Source organism: Citrobacter sp. Cpo069 (assembly GCF_030332785.1).
Lineage (GTDB): Bacteria > Pseudomonadota > Gammaproteobacteria > Enterobacterales > Enterobacteriaceae > Citrobacter > Citrobacter portucalensis.
Genome location: NZ_JAOWHD010000063.1, coordinates 270,060 through 285,271, shown reverse-complemented (window position 1 = coordinate 285,271; position 15,212 = coordinate 270,060). Strand labels below are relative to the sequence as shown.

The following is a 15,212-nucleotide window of genomic DNA, read 5'->3' as shown; positions in this document are numbered from 1 at the left end:
ATTTGTATGCTTACTTCGCCGTGGATACTACCACGCACACCGATGTGCGTGCCGGGGTTCACTTGCGAGCTCTTTTTGTTTGGCTCGCGAAGGAACCTTTAAAAACTGTCTAATCATGTGGCAGTTTTTAGAGGTTTCCTGCACTTAAATTGCCTGATGGCGCTTCGCTAATCAGGCCTACAAGGTACGTAACCCGTAGGCCGGATAAGACGCTACGTCGCCATCCGGCAACCACTACAACTACTTACGCACTACGTTTGAGCAGCATCGACTTAATATGGCCGATGGCGCGCGTCGGGTTTAGTCCTTTCGGACATACGCTGACGCAGTTCATGATGCTATGGCAGCGGAATACGCTGAAAGCGTCACTTAAACCTTCCAGGCGGCTGTCGGTCTCGGTATCGCGGCTATCAATTAAGAAGCGATACGCTGCCAGCAGGCCTGCCGGGCCAATAAATTTGTCCGGGTTCCACCAGAATGATGGGCAGGACGTTGAGCAGCATGCACACAAAATACATTCATACAGCCCATCGAGCTTCTCACGCTGCTCTGGCATTTGTAAATGCTCACGAGCTGGCGGATTTTTCCCATTATTCAACAAGTAAGGCTTAATCTTCTCATACTGTGCGTAGAATTGCCCCATGTCTACCACCAAATCGCGCACAACCGGTAAACCCGGCAGCGGGCGAATGACAATTTTTTTGCCCGGCTGATTCAGTGCAGAAATAGGAGTGATACAGGCCAGTCCATTTTTGCCGTTCATGTTCAGACCGTCGGAGCCACAAACCCCTTCACGGCACGAGCGACGAAACGACAGCGACGGATCTTTTTCTTTCAGCTGCATCAAGGCATCCAGCAGCATCATGTCGCGCCCTTCTTCCGCCTCCAGGGTGTAATCCTGCATGCGCGGAGCGTCGTCAACATCCGGGTTATAGCGATAAACTGAAAACTCGAGTTTCATTGTCCTGTCTCCGCATTAATAAGTACGAATCTTCGGCGGGAATGCCGGGCGCAGCTTCGGTTCCATATTGACTTGACGTCGCGTCATGGATTCCGACTCTGGCAGGTACAGGGAATGGCACAGCCAGTTTTCATCATCACGTTCCGGGAAGTCGAAGCGGCTATGCGCGCCACGGCTTTCGGTACGGAAGTTTGCAGATACTGCAGTGGCGTACGCGGTCTCCATCAGGTTATCCAACTCCAGACACTCAACGCGCTGGGTGTTGAACTCGCTGGAGGTATCGTCCAGACGGGCATTTTTCAGGCGTTCGCGGATCGCTTTCAGCTCTTCCAGACCTTTCGCCATCGCATCGCCTTCGCGGAATACCGAGAAGTTATGCTGCATACATTCTTGCAGCGCTTTGCGAATCGCCACCGGGTCTTCACCGTTACGGTTACCGTTCCAGCGGTTCAGACGCGCCAGAGAAGCGTCGATTTCATCTTCGGTCGCATCCAGCAGGTCACCCTGCTCAGCAATGGATTCCTGCAGATGCAGACCAACCGCACGACCGAATACTACCAGGTCCAGCAGCGAGTTGCCGCCCAGACGGTTGGCGCCGTGAACCGATACGCAGGCGATTTCGCCGACGGCAAACAGCCCAGGGATCACCACATCTTCGCCCTGCTCATTCACGGTCAGCGCCTGACCGGTTACTTTGGTCGGAATACCGCCCATCATATAGTGGCAGGTTGGGATAACCGGAATCGGCTCTTTGACCGGGTCAACGTGAGCAAAGGTACGGGACAGTTCGAGAATACCCGGCAGACGGGATTCCAGTACTTCTTTACCCAGGTGGTCGAGTTTCAGTTTGGCGTGCGGACCCCACGGGCCGTCACAGCCGCGACCTTCGCGAATTTCGATCATGATGGAACGCGCCACCACGTCACGACCCGCCAGGTCTTTCGCATTCGGGGCATAACGCTCCATGAAGCGCTCGCCGTGTTTGTTCAGCAGGTAGCCACCTTCACCACGGCAGCCTTCTGTTACCAGAACGCCTGCACCGGCGATACCGGTTGGGTGGAACTGCCACATCTCCATATCCTGCACCGGCACGCCAGCGCGGATAGCCATACCAACACCGTCACCGGTATTGATGTGGGCATTAGTGGTGGACTGATAAATACGGCCAGCACCACCGGTCGCCAGCACGGTCGCACGGGCTTTGAAGTAAACCACTTCACCGGTTTCGATACACAGCGCGGTACAACCGACAACGGCGCCATCGGCGTTTTTCACCAGGTCCAGCGCATACCACTCGGAGAAGATAGTGGTATGGTTTTTCAGGTTCTGCTGATACAGCGTGTGCAACAGTGCATGACCGGTACGGTCGGCCGCTGCCGCAGTACGTGCCGCCTGCTCGCCGCCGAAGTTCTTCGACTGGCCGCCAAACGGACGTTGATAAATTGTGCCATTGTCGAGGCGAGAGAACGGCAGCCCCATGTGGTCCAGCTCCAGAATCGCTTCCGGACCGGTTTTACACATATATTCAATAGCGTCCTGGTCACCAATGTAGTCCGACCCTTTAACGGTGTCGTACATGTGCCATTCCCAGTTATCTTCATGGGTATTACCGAGCGCAACGGTGATGCCACCCTGCGCGGATACGGTATGGGAACGGGTTGGGAACACTTTGGAGAGCAGCGCACAGGTCTGACCGCTCTGGGAAATTTGCAGCGCCGCGCGCATACCTGCGCCGCCGGCACCAATCACAACAGCATCAAATTCTCTGACTGGCAGTTTCATTACACACCCCACACCACAACAAATCCATAAATGACGTAAACCACCAGCGCAACGACGATAGCCAGTTGCAGAATCAGGCGCACAGCCAGAGGTTTAACGTAGTCGGTCAACACCTGCCACATGCCGATCCAGGCATGAATCAAGATGGAGAAAAGTGCCAGCAGGGTGAAGACTTTGGTGAATGCCGATGAGAAGAAACCGGTCCAGACTTCATACGTCAGCTCGCCGCTGGTGGCGAAGAAACCGACCATATAGATGATGTATAACGTCAGAACGATAGCGGTAGCACGGACCAGAATGAAGTCATGTACGCCGTTGCGTCCTAATGCGGAGGCGTTGCTTACCATACGAGGACTCCTGCGAGAAGTGAAAGCACGACAATGATAACGAAACAAATTTTGGCGGAGCGTGTCCCTGCTTCGAGGGTTTCTTCGATATAGCCAAAATCCATCAACAGATGGCGAATGCCCATTACGGCGTGATATGCCAGCGCAATCAGGATCCCCCACAGAATTAACTCCACAAAGAAGTTATTCATAATGGATGACGCGGTGAGGAAACCTTCAGGGGAGGAAAGGCTGGTACCCAATAACCACAACAGAATCCCGACCGCCACAAAGGTGATCACTCCGGATACGCGATGGAGAATGGACGCTATCGCCGTGATTGGGAACCGGATCGTTTGCAGATCCAGATTGACAGGTCTTTGTTTTTTCACATTTCTTATCATGAATAACGCCCACATGCTGTTCTTATTATTCCCTTTAGACTTCGGGTACAGAAGATGAAGACACCTGTAGCCTGAAAGACGACGGGATTTCCTTCCTCCGGTCTGCGTGCGGGTCAGACAGCGTCCTTACTATAACTACGCGTCATATAAAACACTGCTTCCAGATGCTAAAACGACACGTTACAACGCTGGTTGGCTCGGGATTGCAGGGTATTCCGGAGACCTGGCGGCAGTATAGGACGTTCACAAAATCATTACAATTAACCTACATATAGTTTGTCGGGTTTTATCCCGAACAGTGACATAGGTCACGATAACAACATTATTTTAATTTTTAATCATCCAATTTGACAATCATTAAACAAAGTTGTTACAAACGACACCAGAAAAAGCATATAATGCGTAAAAGTTATGGGGTCACTCTTTCACCGGAGATTTAGTTATGTAACAGTGTGGAAGTATTGACCAATACCTTCAGGACAGTTATTAGTGATAGACAGGTTAAATAATTCGGATTGCTAAGTTCTTGATTTGCAGTTTATTCGCCATGAAAAGACCGTTTTACCTGCAAGCGCCCATAGCTCTGTACCCAGGTCATCCCCTCTTTCGCAGAGCGGCGAGCCAAATAACAAACTGGTAACGGTTTATTGATGCACGAAGGCAAATTTAAGTTCCGGCAGTCTTAAGCAATAAGGCGCTAAGGAGACCGTAAATGGCTGATACTAAAGCAAAACTCACTCTAAATGGTGACGCTGCTATTGAACTGGATGTGCTGAAAGGTACGCTCGGTCAAGATGTTATTGATATTCGTAGCCTTGGCTCAAAAGGGATGTTTACTTTTGACCCAGGTTTCACCTCTACCGCATCCTGCGAATCCAAAATTACTTTCATCGACGGTGACGAAGGTGTTTTGCTGCATCGCGGCTTCCCGATTGACCAACTGGCGACCGAGTCCAACTATCTGGAAGTGTGTTATATCCTGCTGTACGGCGAAAAACCGACGCAGGAAGAGTACGACGAGTTCAAAACCACAGTCACTCGCCATACCATGATCCACGAGCAGATCACCCGTCTGTTCCACGGTTTCCGCCGCGACTCTCACCCGATGGCCGTTATGTGCGGTGTAACCGGAGCGCTGGCAGCGTTCTATCATGACTCGCTGGATGTAAACAACGCGCGTCACCGTGAAATCGCCGCCTTCCGCCTGCTGTCCAAAATGCCAACCATGGCAGCGATGTGCTACAAATATTCCATCGGGCAGCCGTTCGTGTACCCACGTAACGATCTCTCCTACGCCGGTAACTTCCTGAACATGATGTTCTCTACGCCGTGCGAAAAATACGAAGTGAATCCGATTCTGGAACGCGCAATGGACCGTATCTTAATCCTGCACGCTGACCACGAACAGAACGCCTCAACCTCTACCGTACGTACCGCGGGCTCTTCTGGCGCTAACCCGTTTGCCTGCATCGCGGCAGGTATTGCTTCCCTGTGGGGACCGGCACACGGCGGCGCAAACGAAGCTGCGCTGAAAATGCTGGAAGAAATCAGCTCTGTTAAACACATTCCGGAATTTGTTCGCCGCGCGAAAGACAAGAATGATTCCTTCCGCCTGATGGGCTTTGGTCACCGTGTTTATAAAAACTATGACCCGCGCGCTACCGTCATGCGTGAAACCTGCCACGAAGTGCTGAAAGAACTGGGTACCAAAGATGATCTGCTGGAAGTGGCGATGGAACTTGAGCACATTGCGCTCAACGACCCGTACTTCATTGAGAAGAAACTCTACCCGAACGTAGACTTCTACTCCGGCATCATCCTGAAAGCGATGGGTATTCCGTCCTCCATGTTCACCGTGATCTTCGCCATGGCACGTACCGTTGGCTGGATTGCACACTGGAACGAAATGCACACCGACGGCATGAAAATCGCGCGTCCGCGTCAGCTGTACACCGGCTACGACAAGCGCGATTTTAAGTCTGATATTAAGCGTTAATTGTTCAGGCCACCGGATAATTCCGGTGGCTTTTTTCAGTTCCCGTCTTGTTCATTGCATTCACCTCTTCAATATTAATTTCTCTCGTTTACTCGCCCTTTAATATATTTAATTGAGCGCAACCCCTACCCGATTTAATATAGCATTAATTGCCAAGGCATTATTTGATTTTTAAATTCATTAACTATTTAATCCGGCCTCATAAAACACAGCACTGGATTAAATGGCATGGGCGACCTTATTTATCTGAAGATAACAGGTAAGCGACAAGGCGATATCTCTTCTGGTTGTGGTACAGACGCATCGATAGGAAATCGCTGGCAGGAAAACCATCCTGATGAGATTTTTGCTTTTTCGCTCTCTAACGGATTAGTTAATATGGGTTCTGGTATTAATACCCGGGCGCTAAGATTTGAAAAATTAATTGATAAAAGCACACCGCTATTTATTAACGCCATCAATAACAATGAACGTCTGTTTATTGAAATTGATTTATGGCGAATAAACAGATTCGGCAGATGGGAACGCTACTATTATATTCAATTAAGAAATGCTTCGGTAAAAAGCATACAAACCTATGTGGCCCTAAACGAGCTGGATACCGAAGAAATTGCAATATCGTATGACTATATTCTTTGCAAGCACCTGATTGCTAATACGGAATCTAACTACCTGGCGTTACCTGCTGAGTACAACCGTTTGTTTATACCACCCCGCAATCAGCCGGTTAGTTCGATAATACCCGTTGCGAACCGCCCTTCTCCCCCAGCACCACTCATTCCTGCAGTCACACCGGTCTATGCCAAATCCTGTCTGAAAGAGAAAGGCTGTACAGACGCGGGGAGCCGTGAAGAATCGGCTGATAATTTCGGACAGATGGCGATTTTCGCACAATCTTCCGTCGATGATTGTTGCGGATATGCGCAGCCCGCAGAAGCCTCGGTCGCACTGCCGATCTTAGGTGGGCTGACGCAGGTGTGGGGCGAGTGGTCACTCAGTGGCATTCTCAGCGCCGCACGCGGCGTTCCTTATATCGGAGCGTTAGCTTCCGCGCTGTATATTCCGTCTTCGGGGACGGGCAGCGCACGCGTTCCCGGACGTGATGAGTTCTGGTATGAGGAAGAACTGCGGAAAAAGGCGCTGGTAGGTGGCACAGCCACAACCCGCGTTCGTTTTTTCTGGGGAACCGACATTCACGGTAAGTCGCAAGTCTACGGCGTGCATACCGGCGAAGGTACTCCGTATGAAAACGTGCGCGTCGCGAATATGCTATGGAATGATGGACACCATCGTTATGAATTTACGCCTGCCCACGACGTAGACGGGCCGTTAATCACATGGACGCCAGAAAATCCTGCGACGGGTGATGTACCTAAACATACTGGAAGCGATATTCCACCGCTTGATCAGCCAACAATTCTGGTGACACCCATCCCGGATGGCAAAAATGAGTACACCACGCCACCGTTCCTTGTGCCGGATGTCGCCGATTTTAACGATTATATTCTGGTCTTTCCGGCCGATTCAGGCATTCAGCCGATATATATTTATCTCAGTGAGAGAAAAACATCTTATACTCATGGGCATAAGCACTATCCTCCCAAAAATAGACCTTGGGAAGAAGTAATAAAAAACACGAAGTCTGGTCCAGCAAAATTCAAACCAGAAGTCAATATCGAATCTGTAGATCAGAATGTATGGGAGAATGGTACTCCAACGACTAATGGACAAAACTGGAAAGTTAAAGAATTCAATAACGTCCAAGGCGCTTACAAAGGGAAAGAAACGACATGGGTGGTTACCAAAGAGTCACAGGGAACTATTCACTCTCATCCGATAGGTTCAAATGAGGCCAGAAAGTTAATAAAATGAAAAACAATTACAATATTTTAGGAAAAAACTATCACCTTGAAAAGGTTAACAACATTTATGATGAGTTGTCTGGTTTAGATTTTACCAAAAAGGTATCAGATGAGGTCACTCGGCTAGATGAAGATTTATTGCAACTAGTTTTTAACGATAAGTTAATCATAGATGTTGGTTGGTATCCCCCATTTGATGAAAATGGAGAGTTTATTATTCAGATGATCCAGAACAGTGACTGGGAAAACCCTTCAGTTACAATATCTTCCGGTTGGGATAAAAATGAGTTGATTGAAAAATTAAACAAGGTTTTAGGTCAGTTGCCTTTCATTTTAAAAGCTGAATAACTATTTCAAAACCAAATAACAGCACTCTGCAAAGCCTCTTATTATTAAGTTGAATATATGAATCATCTTAAGCAAAAACTCGAAGACTACACAGAATCCGAATTCTTAGACTTCCTAAATGAATTCTCTGCAAACCCGCGCCACCAGGGAGAAATGGATCGTGAATCTTACATCGACTCATTAGTCGATCATTTCGATAAAATCGTGGACCATCCGGAAGGTAATGGTTTGATTTTTTATCCCCCGGATGACAGGGAAGACAGCCCACAAGGCGTCATTGATGAAATAAAAAGATGGCGTAAGTCCCAGGGACGCTCATCATTTAAACAATCAACCTAAAAATTTCAAATCAAGTCGTTAAACATCAATACCAATTATAGAACAGCGTAGTTTTATACATCCAGGAAAATTAAAATGACAATAACAGTTACGGTTCAAGCTCAACTCATCGTCGGTGAAACTCAGGTAATAGAAAGTTTAGCCCCTGAAGGTTCATACGCTGCTGTATTTGAAGATAATGGTCAAACCGGGTACTTCTATGCGTTTGATGAATCTGCAGACGGAAATCCTATCAAAGATGCTCTACATATTTACAATGCAGAAGACGTTTCAGATGGACATATCCCATCAGATGTGAAGATCGGTTGGTCAGAAGATAGTAAGAAATGTGTGTTGCTGATAAATGGTTACCCACATGGCGTCTTTGATTTTGAATCTAAGAATGGATACTGCCGGAGCGATTTTCCACCTACAATCAGTCAGGAGTGGTCTATCTTCGGGCATGCCTGGAATGATGCTGTCGACGATTTTTTCAGATAACAGGCATCAATACCCGATCGCCGGTTAGTCCGTTTTTATTGATACCTGATATTTTTTTCAGTGGACTTTTTCTCTATGCTGTATCAAGACATTGAATGCAGTATAAAACAAGGGAGCATGGGATGCCTGTTTTGCAGTGGAGCCTGTTGTTTGTGCTATCGCTCCTTCTTTCCCTGCTCTTTCTGTTTATCCATCTTCCAGGCCCCTTGCTGCTCGGTTCGATGATCGTCGGCATCATTTTCAGTATGCGCGGCATCTCGCTGCATCCTCCTCGCTGCACGTTTCTTGGCGCACAGGCGATTCTCGGCTGCATGATTGCCCAAAATCTGACCGGTTCAATCTTTACAACCCTTGCAGCCCACTGGCCGATGGTGATTGTTATCCTGCTGGCAACCCTTATCAGCAGCGCGATAATCGGCTGGCTGCTGGTTCGCTATAGTAATCTACCTGGGAATACCGGTGCGTGGGGCTCGTCACCAGGCGGTGCAGCTGCAATGGTCGCAATGGCCCAGGATTATGGCGCCGACATCCGGCTGGTGGCGTTTATGCAGTATCTGCGCGTACTGTTGGTGGTCGGCGCGGCAGCGCTGGTCACCCGGCTGGTGATGGGCGACCAGGCCCAAACGGTCAGTGAACAAATCATCTGGTTTCCGCCACTAAGCGGCAATCTTTTCAGTACTCTGATGCTGGCCGCCGTTGCCGGCACGGCTGGACGCCTACTGCGTATTCCCTCTGGCGTTATGCTATTGCCAATGCTGGTGGGTGCCATGCTGAATGCAAGCGGAGTGATGGTGATTGAACTGCCGGAATGGCTACTGGCTATAGCCTACATGTCAATTGGCTGGCAAATCGGTCTTGGCTTTGACAAGCAGATCTTTTTGATGGCATTACGACCACTGCCACAGATCCTGTTGTCTATTTTTTCACTGATGGCGATCTGCGCAGCCATGGCCTGGGGACTGGCGCATTACATGCAGATCGATTTTCTCACTGCCTATCTGGCAACCAGTCCTGGAGGAGTGGATTCTGTTGCGGTGATCGCCGCAGGAAGCCACGCTGATATGGCGCTCATCATGGCGATGCAAACCCTGCGACTGTTCAGCATTTTGTTAACTGGCCCCGCAGTCGCGCGGTTTATTTCGGTGCACGCACCAAAACAACCCGCTTAGTGCTGACAACCCGGGCACCAGTAAAAGGGGCGCGAAGAGAGCATCGTTTTCTCGATTATTCCACCACAACGCTCACAGGTTTCGCCATCCCGATGAAAGACCTTAAAGCGAAACAACGCACCGTGATGTTTATTCTCATCGGCCAGGCCGCGGGTAGTATAAGACAGCCGCGGAATATCAAGCAGCGCATGTGCCAGTTTATCCAGTTGCTCATCACTAAGCTGCGACGCTTTATGCTGCCCGGTCAACCCAACCTGCCAAAGGATCTCTACCCGCAGGTAGTTACCTAATCCAGCCAGAAACGCCTGGTCCAGTAGCAGACCAGAAAACTGGCGATTGCGAAAACGCGGAGATAACAGACGCGCTTTAACCTCATCGGGCGTTAAACGTAAATCCAGCACATCCGGCCCTACCCGTTGCAGGAACGGATGGGTGGAGAGCTGTTCTGGCGTTAGCATTTCGATATCAGACGCGCTATAGAGCAGGATAGTTTTGTCGTGTGTCTGCAGCCTGACACGCAGTACCCGCGAAGTTTGCGGGATTTTGCCGGTATCCACCACTCGCCACACGCCATAGAGCTGATTGTGACTGTACAGCGTCAGGCCATTAGAAAAATGGGTCAGTAATGCTTTCCCCCGCGTATCAAGCTGGGTAACACGTTGCCCAATCAGTTGAGATTGATACGGTTTTAACTGCTCAAAGGCAAACCAGACATCCGTCAGGGGTTTGCCTTTGACTGCCGCCTCCAGGTTATCCGCCGCGCGGCGGATCTCCGGGCCTTCAGGCATAATACTGTCCTTTGTTAATGTGTTGCGCCGCCCGTCACTGCGATATCGCTTTCCACCTGCAAGGCGGTGGCAATCGCAATCTCCAGCGCACGGCGCACCGTTTCTGTCGCCATACTTGGCGCCCCGGGATGCTGTGCAGCCTGTTGCGGCAAATAAGGGATATGAATAAAGCCGCCCTTCACCGCCGGTACGTCGCGTAGTTTATGCAGCAGGCCATACATCACGTGGTTACACACGAAAGTACCCGCAGTCTGGGAAACCGAGGCCGGAATTCCCGCGTTGCGCATGGCGACAACCATCGCTTTAATCGGCAACGAACTAAACCATGCCGCCGGGCCATCGACCACAATCGGCACATCTACCGGCTGTTGCCCCTGGTTATCCACAATACGCGCATCGTCAACGTTAATTGCCACGCGTTCCACGGTGATATCCGTGCGACCACCCGCCTGCCCCACCGCCAGCACCAGTGATGGCGACAACGCGTCAATCGCGGCGTTGAGTACAGCGAGAGACTCGCCAAAGACACACGGTAGTTGGCGGGCTATTACGCGGCATCCGCCGATAATAGCATTGTCGAGGCTCGAGACCACTTCCCAGGAAGGGTTAACTGACTCGCCGCCAAAGGGTTCAAATCCCGTGATGAGTACTGTTTTCATCCTTCCTCCTTACAGGAACATCAGGAAATACATCAGGAACACGTTGACCAGCAGCAGCAGTATGCCGGTTGGCACCTGCGCTTTAATCACCGCATTTTTGTCCGGTAGTTCCAGCAACGCTGCAGGAACAATATTAAAGTTCGCCGCCATCGGCGTCATCAGCGTCCCACAATAGCCGGAGAACATACCAATCGCCGCCATTACCGCTGGGTTGCCGCCGTGTTGCAGTACGAGGATTGGAATACCAATCCCAGCGGTCACGATCGGGAAAGCAGCAAACGCATTACCCATAACCATGGTCAGCAATGCCATGCCGATGGTGTACACCGCCACCGCGATAAAGCGACTATCCACCGCCAGATATTCCTGCGTCAGGTATGAAATGCCGCTACCGACACCCGCAGCTGTAAACAGCAACCCAAGCGTAGCCAGAATCTGCGGCAGAATGAACGCCCAGCCAATGGAGTCCAGCAGACGGCGTGCCTCCTGAATCGGTTGATGCACCCGCTCATGGGTCATTTTTATCGCCATCGCCAGACCAATCAACGAGCCCGCTGTCATTGAAAAGAGCGTTACCAGCGTGGCGTGATTACCCGGCCCGAACAGCGCATCCTGTAAGCCCGGAATATGATTGAACATCAGTACGCCAATGACCGTTACCACCGGGATCGCTAATGCCGGGAAAAACAGGCGGTTGCCCAGGCGGCTGGCGCTTTCTTCGCGCTGTTGCTGCGTGCGTTGATGGTAACTTCCCAGCTTCACTCCACCAAAACCCGCGATCAGGGCCAGCACAACCACCGCAACGCCGACGGCAATATGCACTGCACGTTTATCGCCAAACAGCGAGTATGTCCAGTCACCAAGCAGAAACAGTACGCCATATATGCCCCAAAACAGGCCTGTGGTGAAACGACGCGGGTTCGCTTTGTCCTGCCAGGACATCAGCGCCACAATCAGTAATACCGCACCTGCCAGCCAGTAGAGATAGCTTTGTTGAAAATTCATTTCGCTTCCCCTTTCGCTGCGGCATTCGCTTTCGCCACTTCACGTTGCAAATAGCTATCCAGACGCCACAAACGCGTGCCGTGGATCAGGAAAGCACAAATTGCCGTCGGGATCCCCCACAAGGCGATATGCAGCGGTTCGGTCTGGATCCCACCAGACTCCAGCATAAAGTTGTGCATGAATATGATCGCGCCGAAGGCAACAAAGATATCTTCACCGAAAAACAGCCCGACGTTATCGGTCGCCGCTGACATTGCGCGCAGGCGATAGCGAACCGCGCCGGGTATCTCGCCGTGATTTTTCTCGGCGGCCCCTTCCGCCATTGGCGCCAGCAGCGGGCGCACCATCTGCGGATGCCCGCCCAGACTGGTCAGCCCTAACGCAGCGGTCGCTTCGCGAATGAACAGATAGACAATAAGCAGACGGCCACTGGTGGCACTGCGGATTTTCGCAATCCACGCCTGAGCGCGCTCTTTGAGCCCGTGACGTTCCAGCAGGCCAATAACCGCCAACGGGATCAGCAGGATAAACGGCAGGTTGCGGGTGTTAAGAAAACCTTCACCCAGCTTCTCGAGGATGGTGGCGATCGGCATATGCGCCGCCAGTCCCGTGACGATCCCGGCAATAATAACCACCAATACCGGATTAAAACGTAAAAGAAATCCGACCACGATGACGGCGATCCCCGTCAATGGCCAGAGAGAAATTACCTCTCCCATAATTCATTCCCGTATATGTTGTTGTGTAATATATTGTTGTTTTGTATGGTAAATCTTATGCACCAATTTCAATATTGCATGCATTAAAGGCGCTACGCAAGCGACGGGCAAAAGCGAGTGCGTGCTCGCCATCCCCATGAATGCATACCGTCTGGGCGGTCACGCTTGCCCATGTTCCACTTTGGCTTTTTACTCTGCCGGATTGCACCATTTCTAACGTTTGCGCCAGCGCCTGCTCTTCATCCTCAATCAGTGCGCCCGGCTGGCTGCGAGGTACCAGACTGCCATCGGCCTGATAACCCCGATCGGCAAAAACCTCCTGACGCGTTATCAAGCCATAGTGTTCTCCAGCGCGAATCAGTTCGCTTCCCGCCAGCCCGACCAGAACCAGCGACGGATCGCAGGCATGAACCGCTCTCGCAATTGCATCAGCCAATTGAGGATCTTTCGCCGCCTGGTTATAGAGCATGCCATGCGGTTTGACATGGCGCATCACGCCACCTTCTGCCCGCGTGATGGCAGCCAGCGCGCCAATTTGATACAGCGTCTGTGCATACACCGTTTGTGCAGGCAGTGCCATGGCGCTACGACCAAAATTTTCCCGATCCGGAAAGCTGGGGTGCGCACCTACCGCCACACCATTTTTTAACGCATCACGCACGCTTGAGAGCATAGTTTGCGCATCGCCGGCGTGAAACCCACAGGCGATGTTGGCCGATGACACCAATTGCAGCAACGCTGCATCGTTCGCACATCCCTCACCGAGGTCTGCATTGAGATCAATTTTCATTGTTAAGTCGCCATGCTAACTGTTCCAGATAACGCTGCTGGTCGTACCGCGCCTTCAGCGCTTCCTCCAGCGAACACTGCACAAAATGAATCGGCTGACCGAGCGGGATCTGCGCCAGATGATACATATCTGCCTCGATAATACAGGCGATGCGCGGATAGCCACCCGTCGTCTGTGCATCGTTCATCAGCACGATTGGCTGGCCATTATGCGGAACCTGCACCACGCCGGGGAGCAAACCATGCGACAGCAGCTCGCGATCGGTCGTGCGCGTCAGCGGCTGCCCCTGAAGACGATACCCCATACGGTTACTTTGTGGGCTAAGCTGCCACGGCGAGCGCCAGAAAGAGGCCTGCGATACCTCATCAAACTCCTGATATTCAGGGCCGGGCAGTGCGCGAATGAGATTACCCCACATCAGTTGTTTTACACCTTGTGGCCCGCTGAATTGCCGGGTCGATACGCCAATCGCCAGTCGGTCGCCATCACGCAGCAGACGCCCTTCAAACCCACCAATGCCCACTTTCAGATCGGTACTACGCGAGCCCATCACTTCGGGAACATCGATACCGCCCGCTACCGCCAGATAACTGCGCATGCCATGAAGAGGACGTTTTAGCGTCAGACGCTGCCCGGCTTTTACCGGTAACCGCCATCCGCTCCATACGGGAGTTCGATCCAGATGCGCTTCGCATCCGGCACCGGTCAGGGCAAACCAGCCATCGGCTTCAAACTCCACCACCAGTTGCCCCAGCGTGATTTCCAGCGCTGCGGCATTCGCATCATTACCCACCAGCAGGTTAGCCACGTTCAGCGCCGGTTTATCCAGCGCGCCACAGTGACTAATTCCGGATTGACGAAAACTATGGCGTCCCCCGTCCTGTACTGAGGTGTACATGCCAGCGCGGATGATGTTTAACATATCCCCTCCTTCTGCGGGACAAAACGCACAGTATCGCCAGCCCGTAACAGAATCGGCTCCTCCCGTTTTGGATCAAATAACGAAACGGAGGTACGCCCAATCAATTGCCATCCACCGGGTGTGGCAAGCGGGTAGATCCCCGTTTGAGATCCACCGATACCGACAGAACCTGCCGGAACAAGCAAACGCGGTTCCGCACGTCTGGGGGTATGCAGCTGTTCAGGTAAGCTCCCGAGATAGGGAAATCCCGGCTGAAAACCGATAAACCACACCACATAGTCAACTGACGCATGAAGTTCGACGACCTGCTTGTCGCTTAATCCACTGTGTCGGGCGACCTCTGCCAGATCGGGGCCAAACTCACCACCATAGGTCACAGGTATTTCAATAAAACGTGAATCCGGCTCTAGTGCTTCGCTCTCTTCCCACCAGCGCTGCAGGCGTTCAATCGCATCCAGCGCCAGTGTTTGCGGGTCGCGCAGGGTAACCGTGATATTGTTCATTCCCGGAATAGCTTCAAGCACATTCGGGGCGTCAACTAAACGCTGAGCCAGACGCCAGATGCGTTTCTGAGTCGCCAGCGTGATGGGGGGCTCCAGTTCAAGAACCACCGCCGTTTCACCTAACAGATAACAACGCGCTCGCTGCACTTTCATCCCTCT

17 protein-coding genes and 1 pseudogene are annotated in these 15,212 nt (G+C 51.5%); 7 read left to right on the top strand and 11 right to left on the bottom strand.

Annotation, left to right across the window (positions count from 1 at the left end):
• Positions 1-244: 244 nt before the first annotated feature.
• Genes sdhB through sdhC form a run of 4 tightly spaced genes read right to left on the bottom strand, consistent with a single transcriptional unit; the run spans position 245 to position 3,488 of the window.
• Complete coding sequence (sdhB, locus tag OGY08_RS24000; RefSeq protein ID WP_003022921.1) at positions 245-961, bottom strand: succinate dehydrogenase iron-sulfur subunit SdhB; 717 nt, start codon at positions 959-961, stop codon at positions 245-247.
• Positions 962-976: 15 nt separating this feature from the next.
• Positions 977-2,743, bottom strand: coding sequence for a succinate dehydrogenase flavoprotein subunit (gene sdhA, locus OGY08_RS23995; RefSeq protein WP_003831409.1), 1,767 nt, complete (start codon positions 2,741-2,743; stop codon positions 977-979).
• Positions 2,743-3,090, bottom strand: a complete 348-nt coding sequence (sdhD, locus tag OGY08_RS23990; protein ID WP_003831408.1) for a succinate dehydrogenase membrane anchor subunit — start codon at positions 3,088-3,090, stop codon at positions 2,743-2,745. Before sdhD ends, sdhA begins: the two co-directional genes overlap by 1 nt.
• A complete protein-coding gene (gene sdhC, locus OGY08_RS23985; protein ID WP_003831406.1) occupies positions 3,084-3,488 on the bottom strand; it encodes a succinate dehydrogenase cytochrome b556 subunit in 405 nt (134 codons plus the stop codon). Before sdhC ends, sdhD begins: the two co-directional genes overlap by 7 nt.
• 383 nt (positions 3,489-3,871) lie before the next feature.
• Here sdhC and OGY08_RS23980 point away from each other — a divergent pair.
• The 7 genes and pseudogenes from OGY08_RS23980 to OGY08_RS23950 all read left to right on the top strand — a co-directional run bounded on the left by OGY08_RS23980 (position 3,872) and on the right by OGY08_RS23950 (position 9,667).
• Positions 3,872-3,982: pseudogene (locus OGY08_RS23980) on the top strand (hypothetical protein).
• A gap of 203 nt (positions 3,983-4,185) precedes the next feature.
• On the top strand, positions 4,186-5,469 hold the full coding sequence (locus OGY08_RS23975; RefSeq protein ID WP_003831404.1) for a citrate synthase: 1,284 nt from the start codon (positions 4,186-4,188) through the stop codon (positions 5,467-5,469).
• A 228-nt stretch (positions 5,470-5,697) separates the two neighbouring features.
• The gene (tssD, locus tag OGY08_RS23970; protein ID WP_125362517.1) at positions 5,698-7,341 is read left to right on the top strand and encodes a type VI secretion system tube protein TssD; all 1,644 of its coding nucleotides are present in this window, start codon (positions 5,698-5,700) and stop codon (positions 7,339-7,341) included.
• Positions 7,338-7,679, top strand: a complete 342-nt coding sequence (locus OGY08_RS23965) for a hypothetical protein (RefSeq protein ID WP_100272757.1) — start codon at positions 7,338-7,340, stop codon at positions 7,677-7,679. The genes tssD and OGY08_RS23965 overlap by 4 nt, the downstream gene beginning before the upstream one ends.
• Positions 7,680-7,736: 57 nt before the next feature.
• Positions 7,737-8,018 (top strand): bacteriocin immunity protein, encoded by a 282-nt coding sequence (locus OGY08_RS23960; protein ID WP_125362516.1) that lies wholly within the window; start codon positions 7,737-7,739, stop codon positions 8,016-8,018.
• A gap of 75 nt (positions 8,019-8,093) precedes the next feature.
• Positions 8,094-8,498 carry a DUF2251 domain-containing protein gene (locus OGY08_RS23955; RefSeq protein ID WP_125362515.1) on the top strand — a complete coding sequence of 135 codons (405 nt, stop codon included), beginning with the start codon at positions 8,094-8,096 and terminating at the stop codon, positions 8,496-8,498.
• Positions 8,499-8,620: 122 nt separating this feature from the next.
• Complete coding sequence (locus tag OGY08_RS23950; protein WP_008784134.1) at positions 8,621-9,667, top strand: AbrB family transcriptional regulator; 1,047 nt, start codon at positions 8,621-8,623, stop codon at positions 9,665-9,667.
• Here OGY08_RS23950 and nei read toward each other — a convergent pair.
• From nei to pxpB, 7 genes are read right to left on the bottom strand one after another with little or no spacing between them, the layout of a single operon-like run.
• Positions 9,664-10,455, bottom strand: a complete 792-nt coding sequence (nei, locus tag OGY08_RS23945; RefSeq protein WP_125362514.1) for an endonuclease VIII — start codon at positions 10,453-10,455, stop codon at positions 9,664-9,666. The genes OGY08_RS23950 and nei overlap by 4 nt on opposite strands.
• A 14-nt stretch (positions 10,456-10,469) precedes the next feature.
• Positions 10,470-11,114, bottom strand: coding sequence for a pyroglutamyl-peptidase I (gene pcp, locus OGY08_RS23940; protein WP_125362513.1), 645 nt, complete (start codon positions 11,112-11,114; stop codon positions 10,470-10,472).
• A 9-nt stretch (positions 11,115-11,123) separates the two neighbouring features.
• The gene (locus OGY08_RS23935) at positions 11,124-12,119 is read right to left on the bottom strand and encodes a DUF979 domain-containing protein (RefSeq protein WP_032942722.1); all 996 of its coding nucleotides are present in this window, start codon (positions 12,117-12,119) and stop codon (positions 11,124-11,126) included.
• The gene (locus tag OGY08_RS23930) at positions 12,116-12,838 is read right to left on the bottom strand and encodes a DUF969 domain-containing protein (protein WP_003831395.1); all 723 of its coding nucleotides are present in this window, start codon (positions 12,836-12,838) and stop codon (positions 12,116-12,118) included. The genes OGY08_RS23935 and OGY08_RS23930 overlap by 4 nt, the downstream gene beginning before the upstream one ends.
• 55 nt (positions 12,839-12,893) lie before the next feature.
• Complete coding sequence (pxpA, locus tag OGY08_RS23925; RefSeq protein ID WP_125362512.1) at positions 12,894-13,628, bottom strand: 5-oxoprolinase subunit PxpA; 735 nt, start codon at positions 13,626-13,628, stop codon at positions 12,894-12,896.
• Positions 13,618-14,550: a 5-oxoprolinase subunit PxpC gene (pxpC, locus tag OGY08_RS23920; RefSeq protein WP_048214672.1), complete on the bottom strand. Its 933-nt coding sequence runs from the start codon at positions 14,548-14,550 to the stop codon at positions 13,618-13,620. Before pxpC ends, pxpA begins: the two co-directional genes overlap by 11 nt.
• Positions 14,544-15,200 carry a 5-oxoprolinase subunit PxpB gene (gene pxpB, locus OGY08_RS23915; protein ID WP_003831391.1) on the bottom strand — a complete coding sequence of 219 codons (657 nt, stop codon included), beginning with the start codon at positions 15,198-15,200 and terminating at the stop codon, positions 14,544-14,546. Before pxpB ends, pxpC begins: the two co-directional genes overlap by 7 nt.
• Positions 15,201-15,212: the final 12 nt, after the last annotated feature.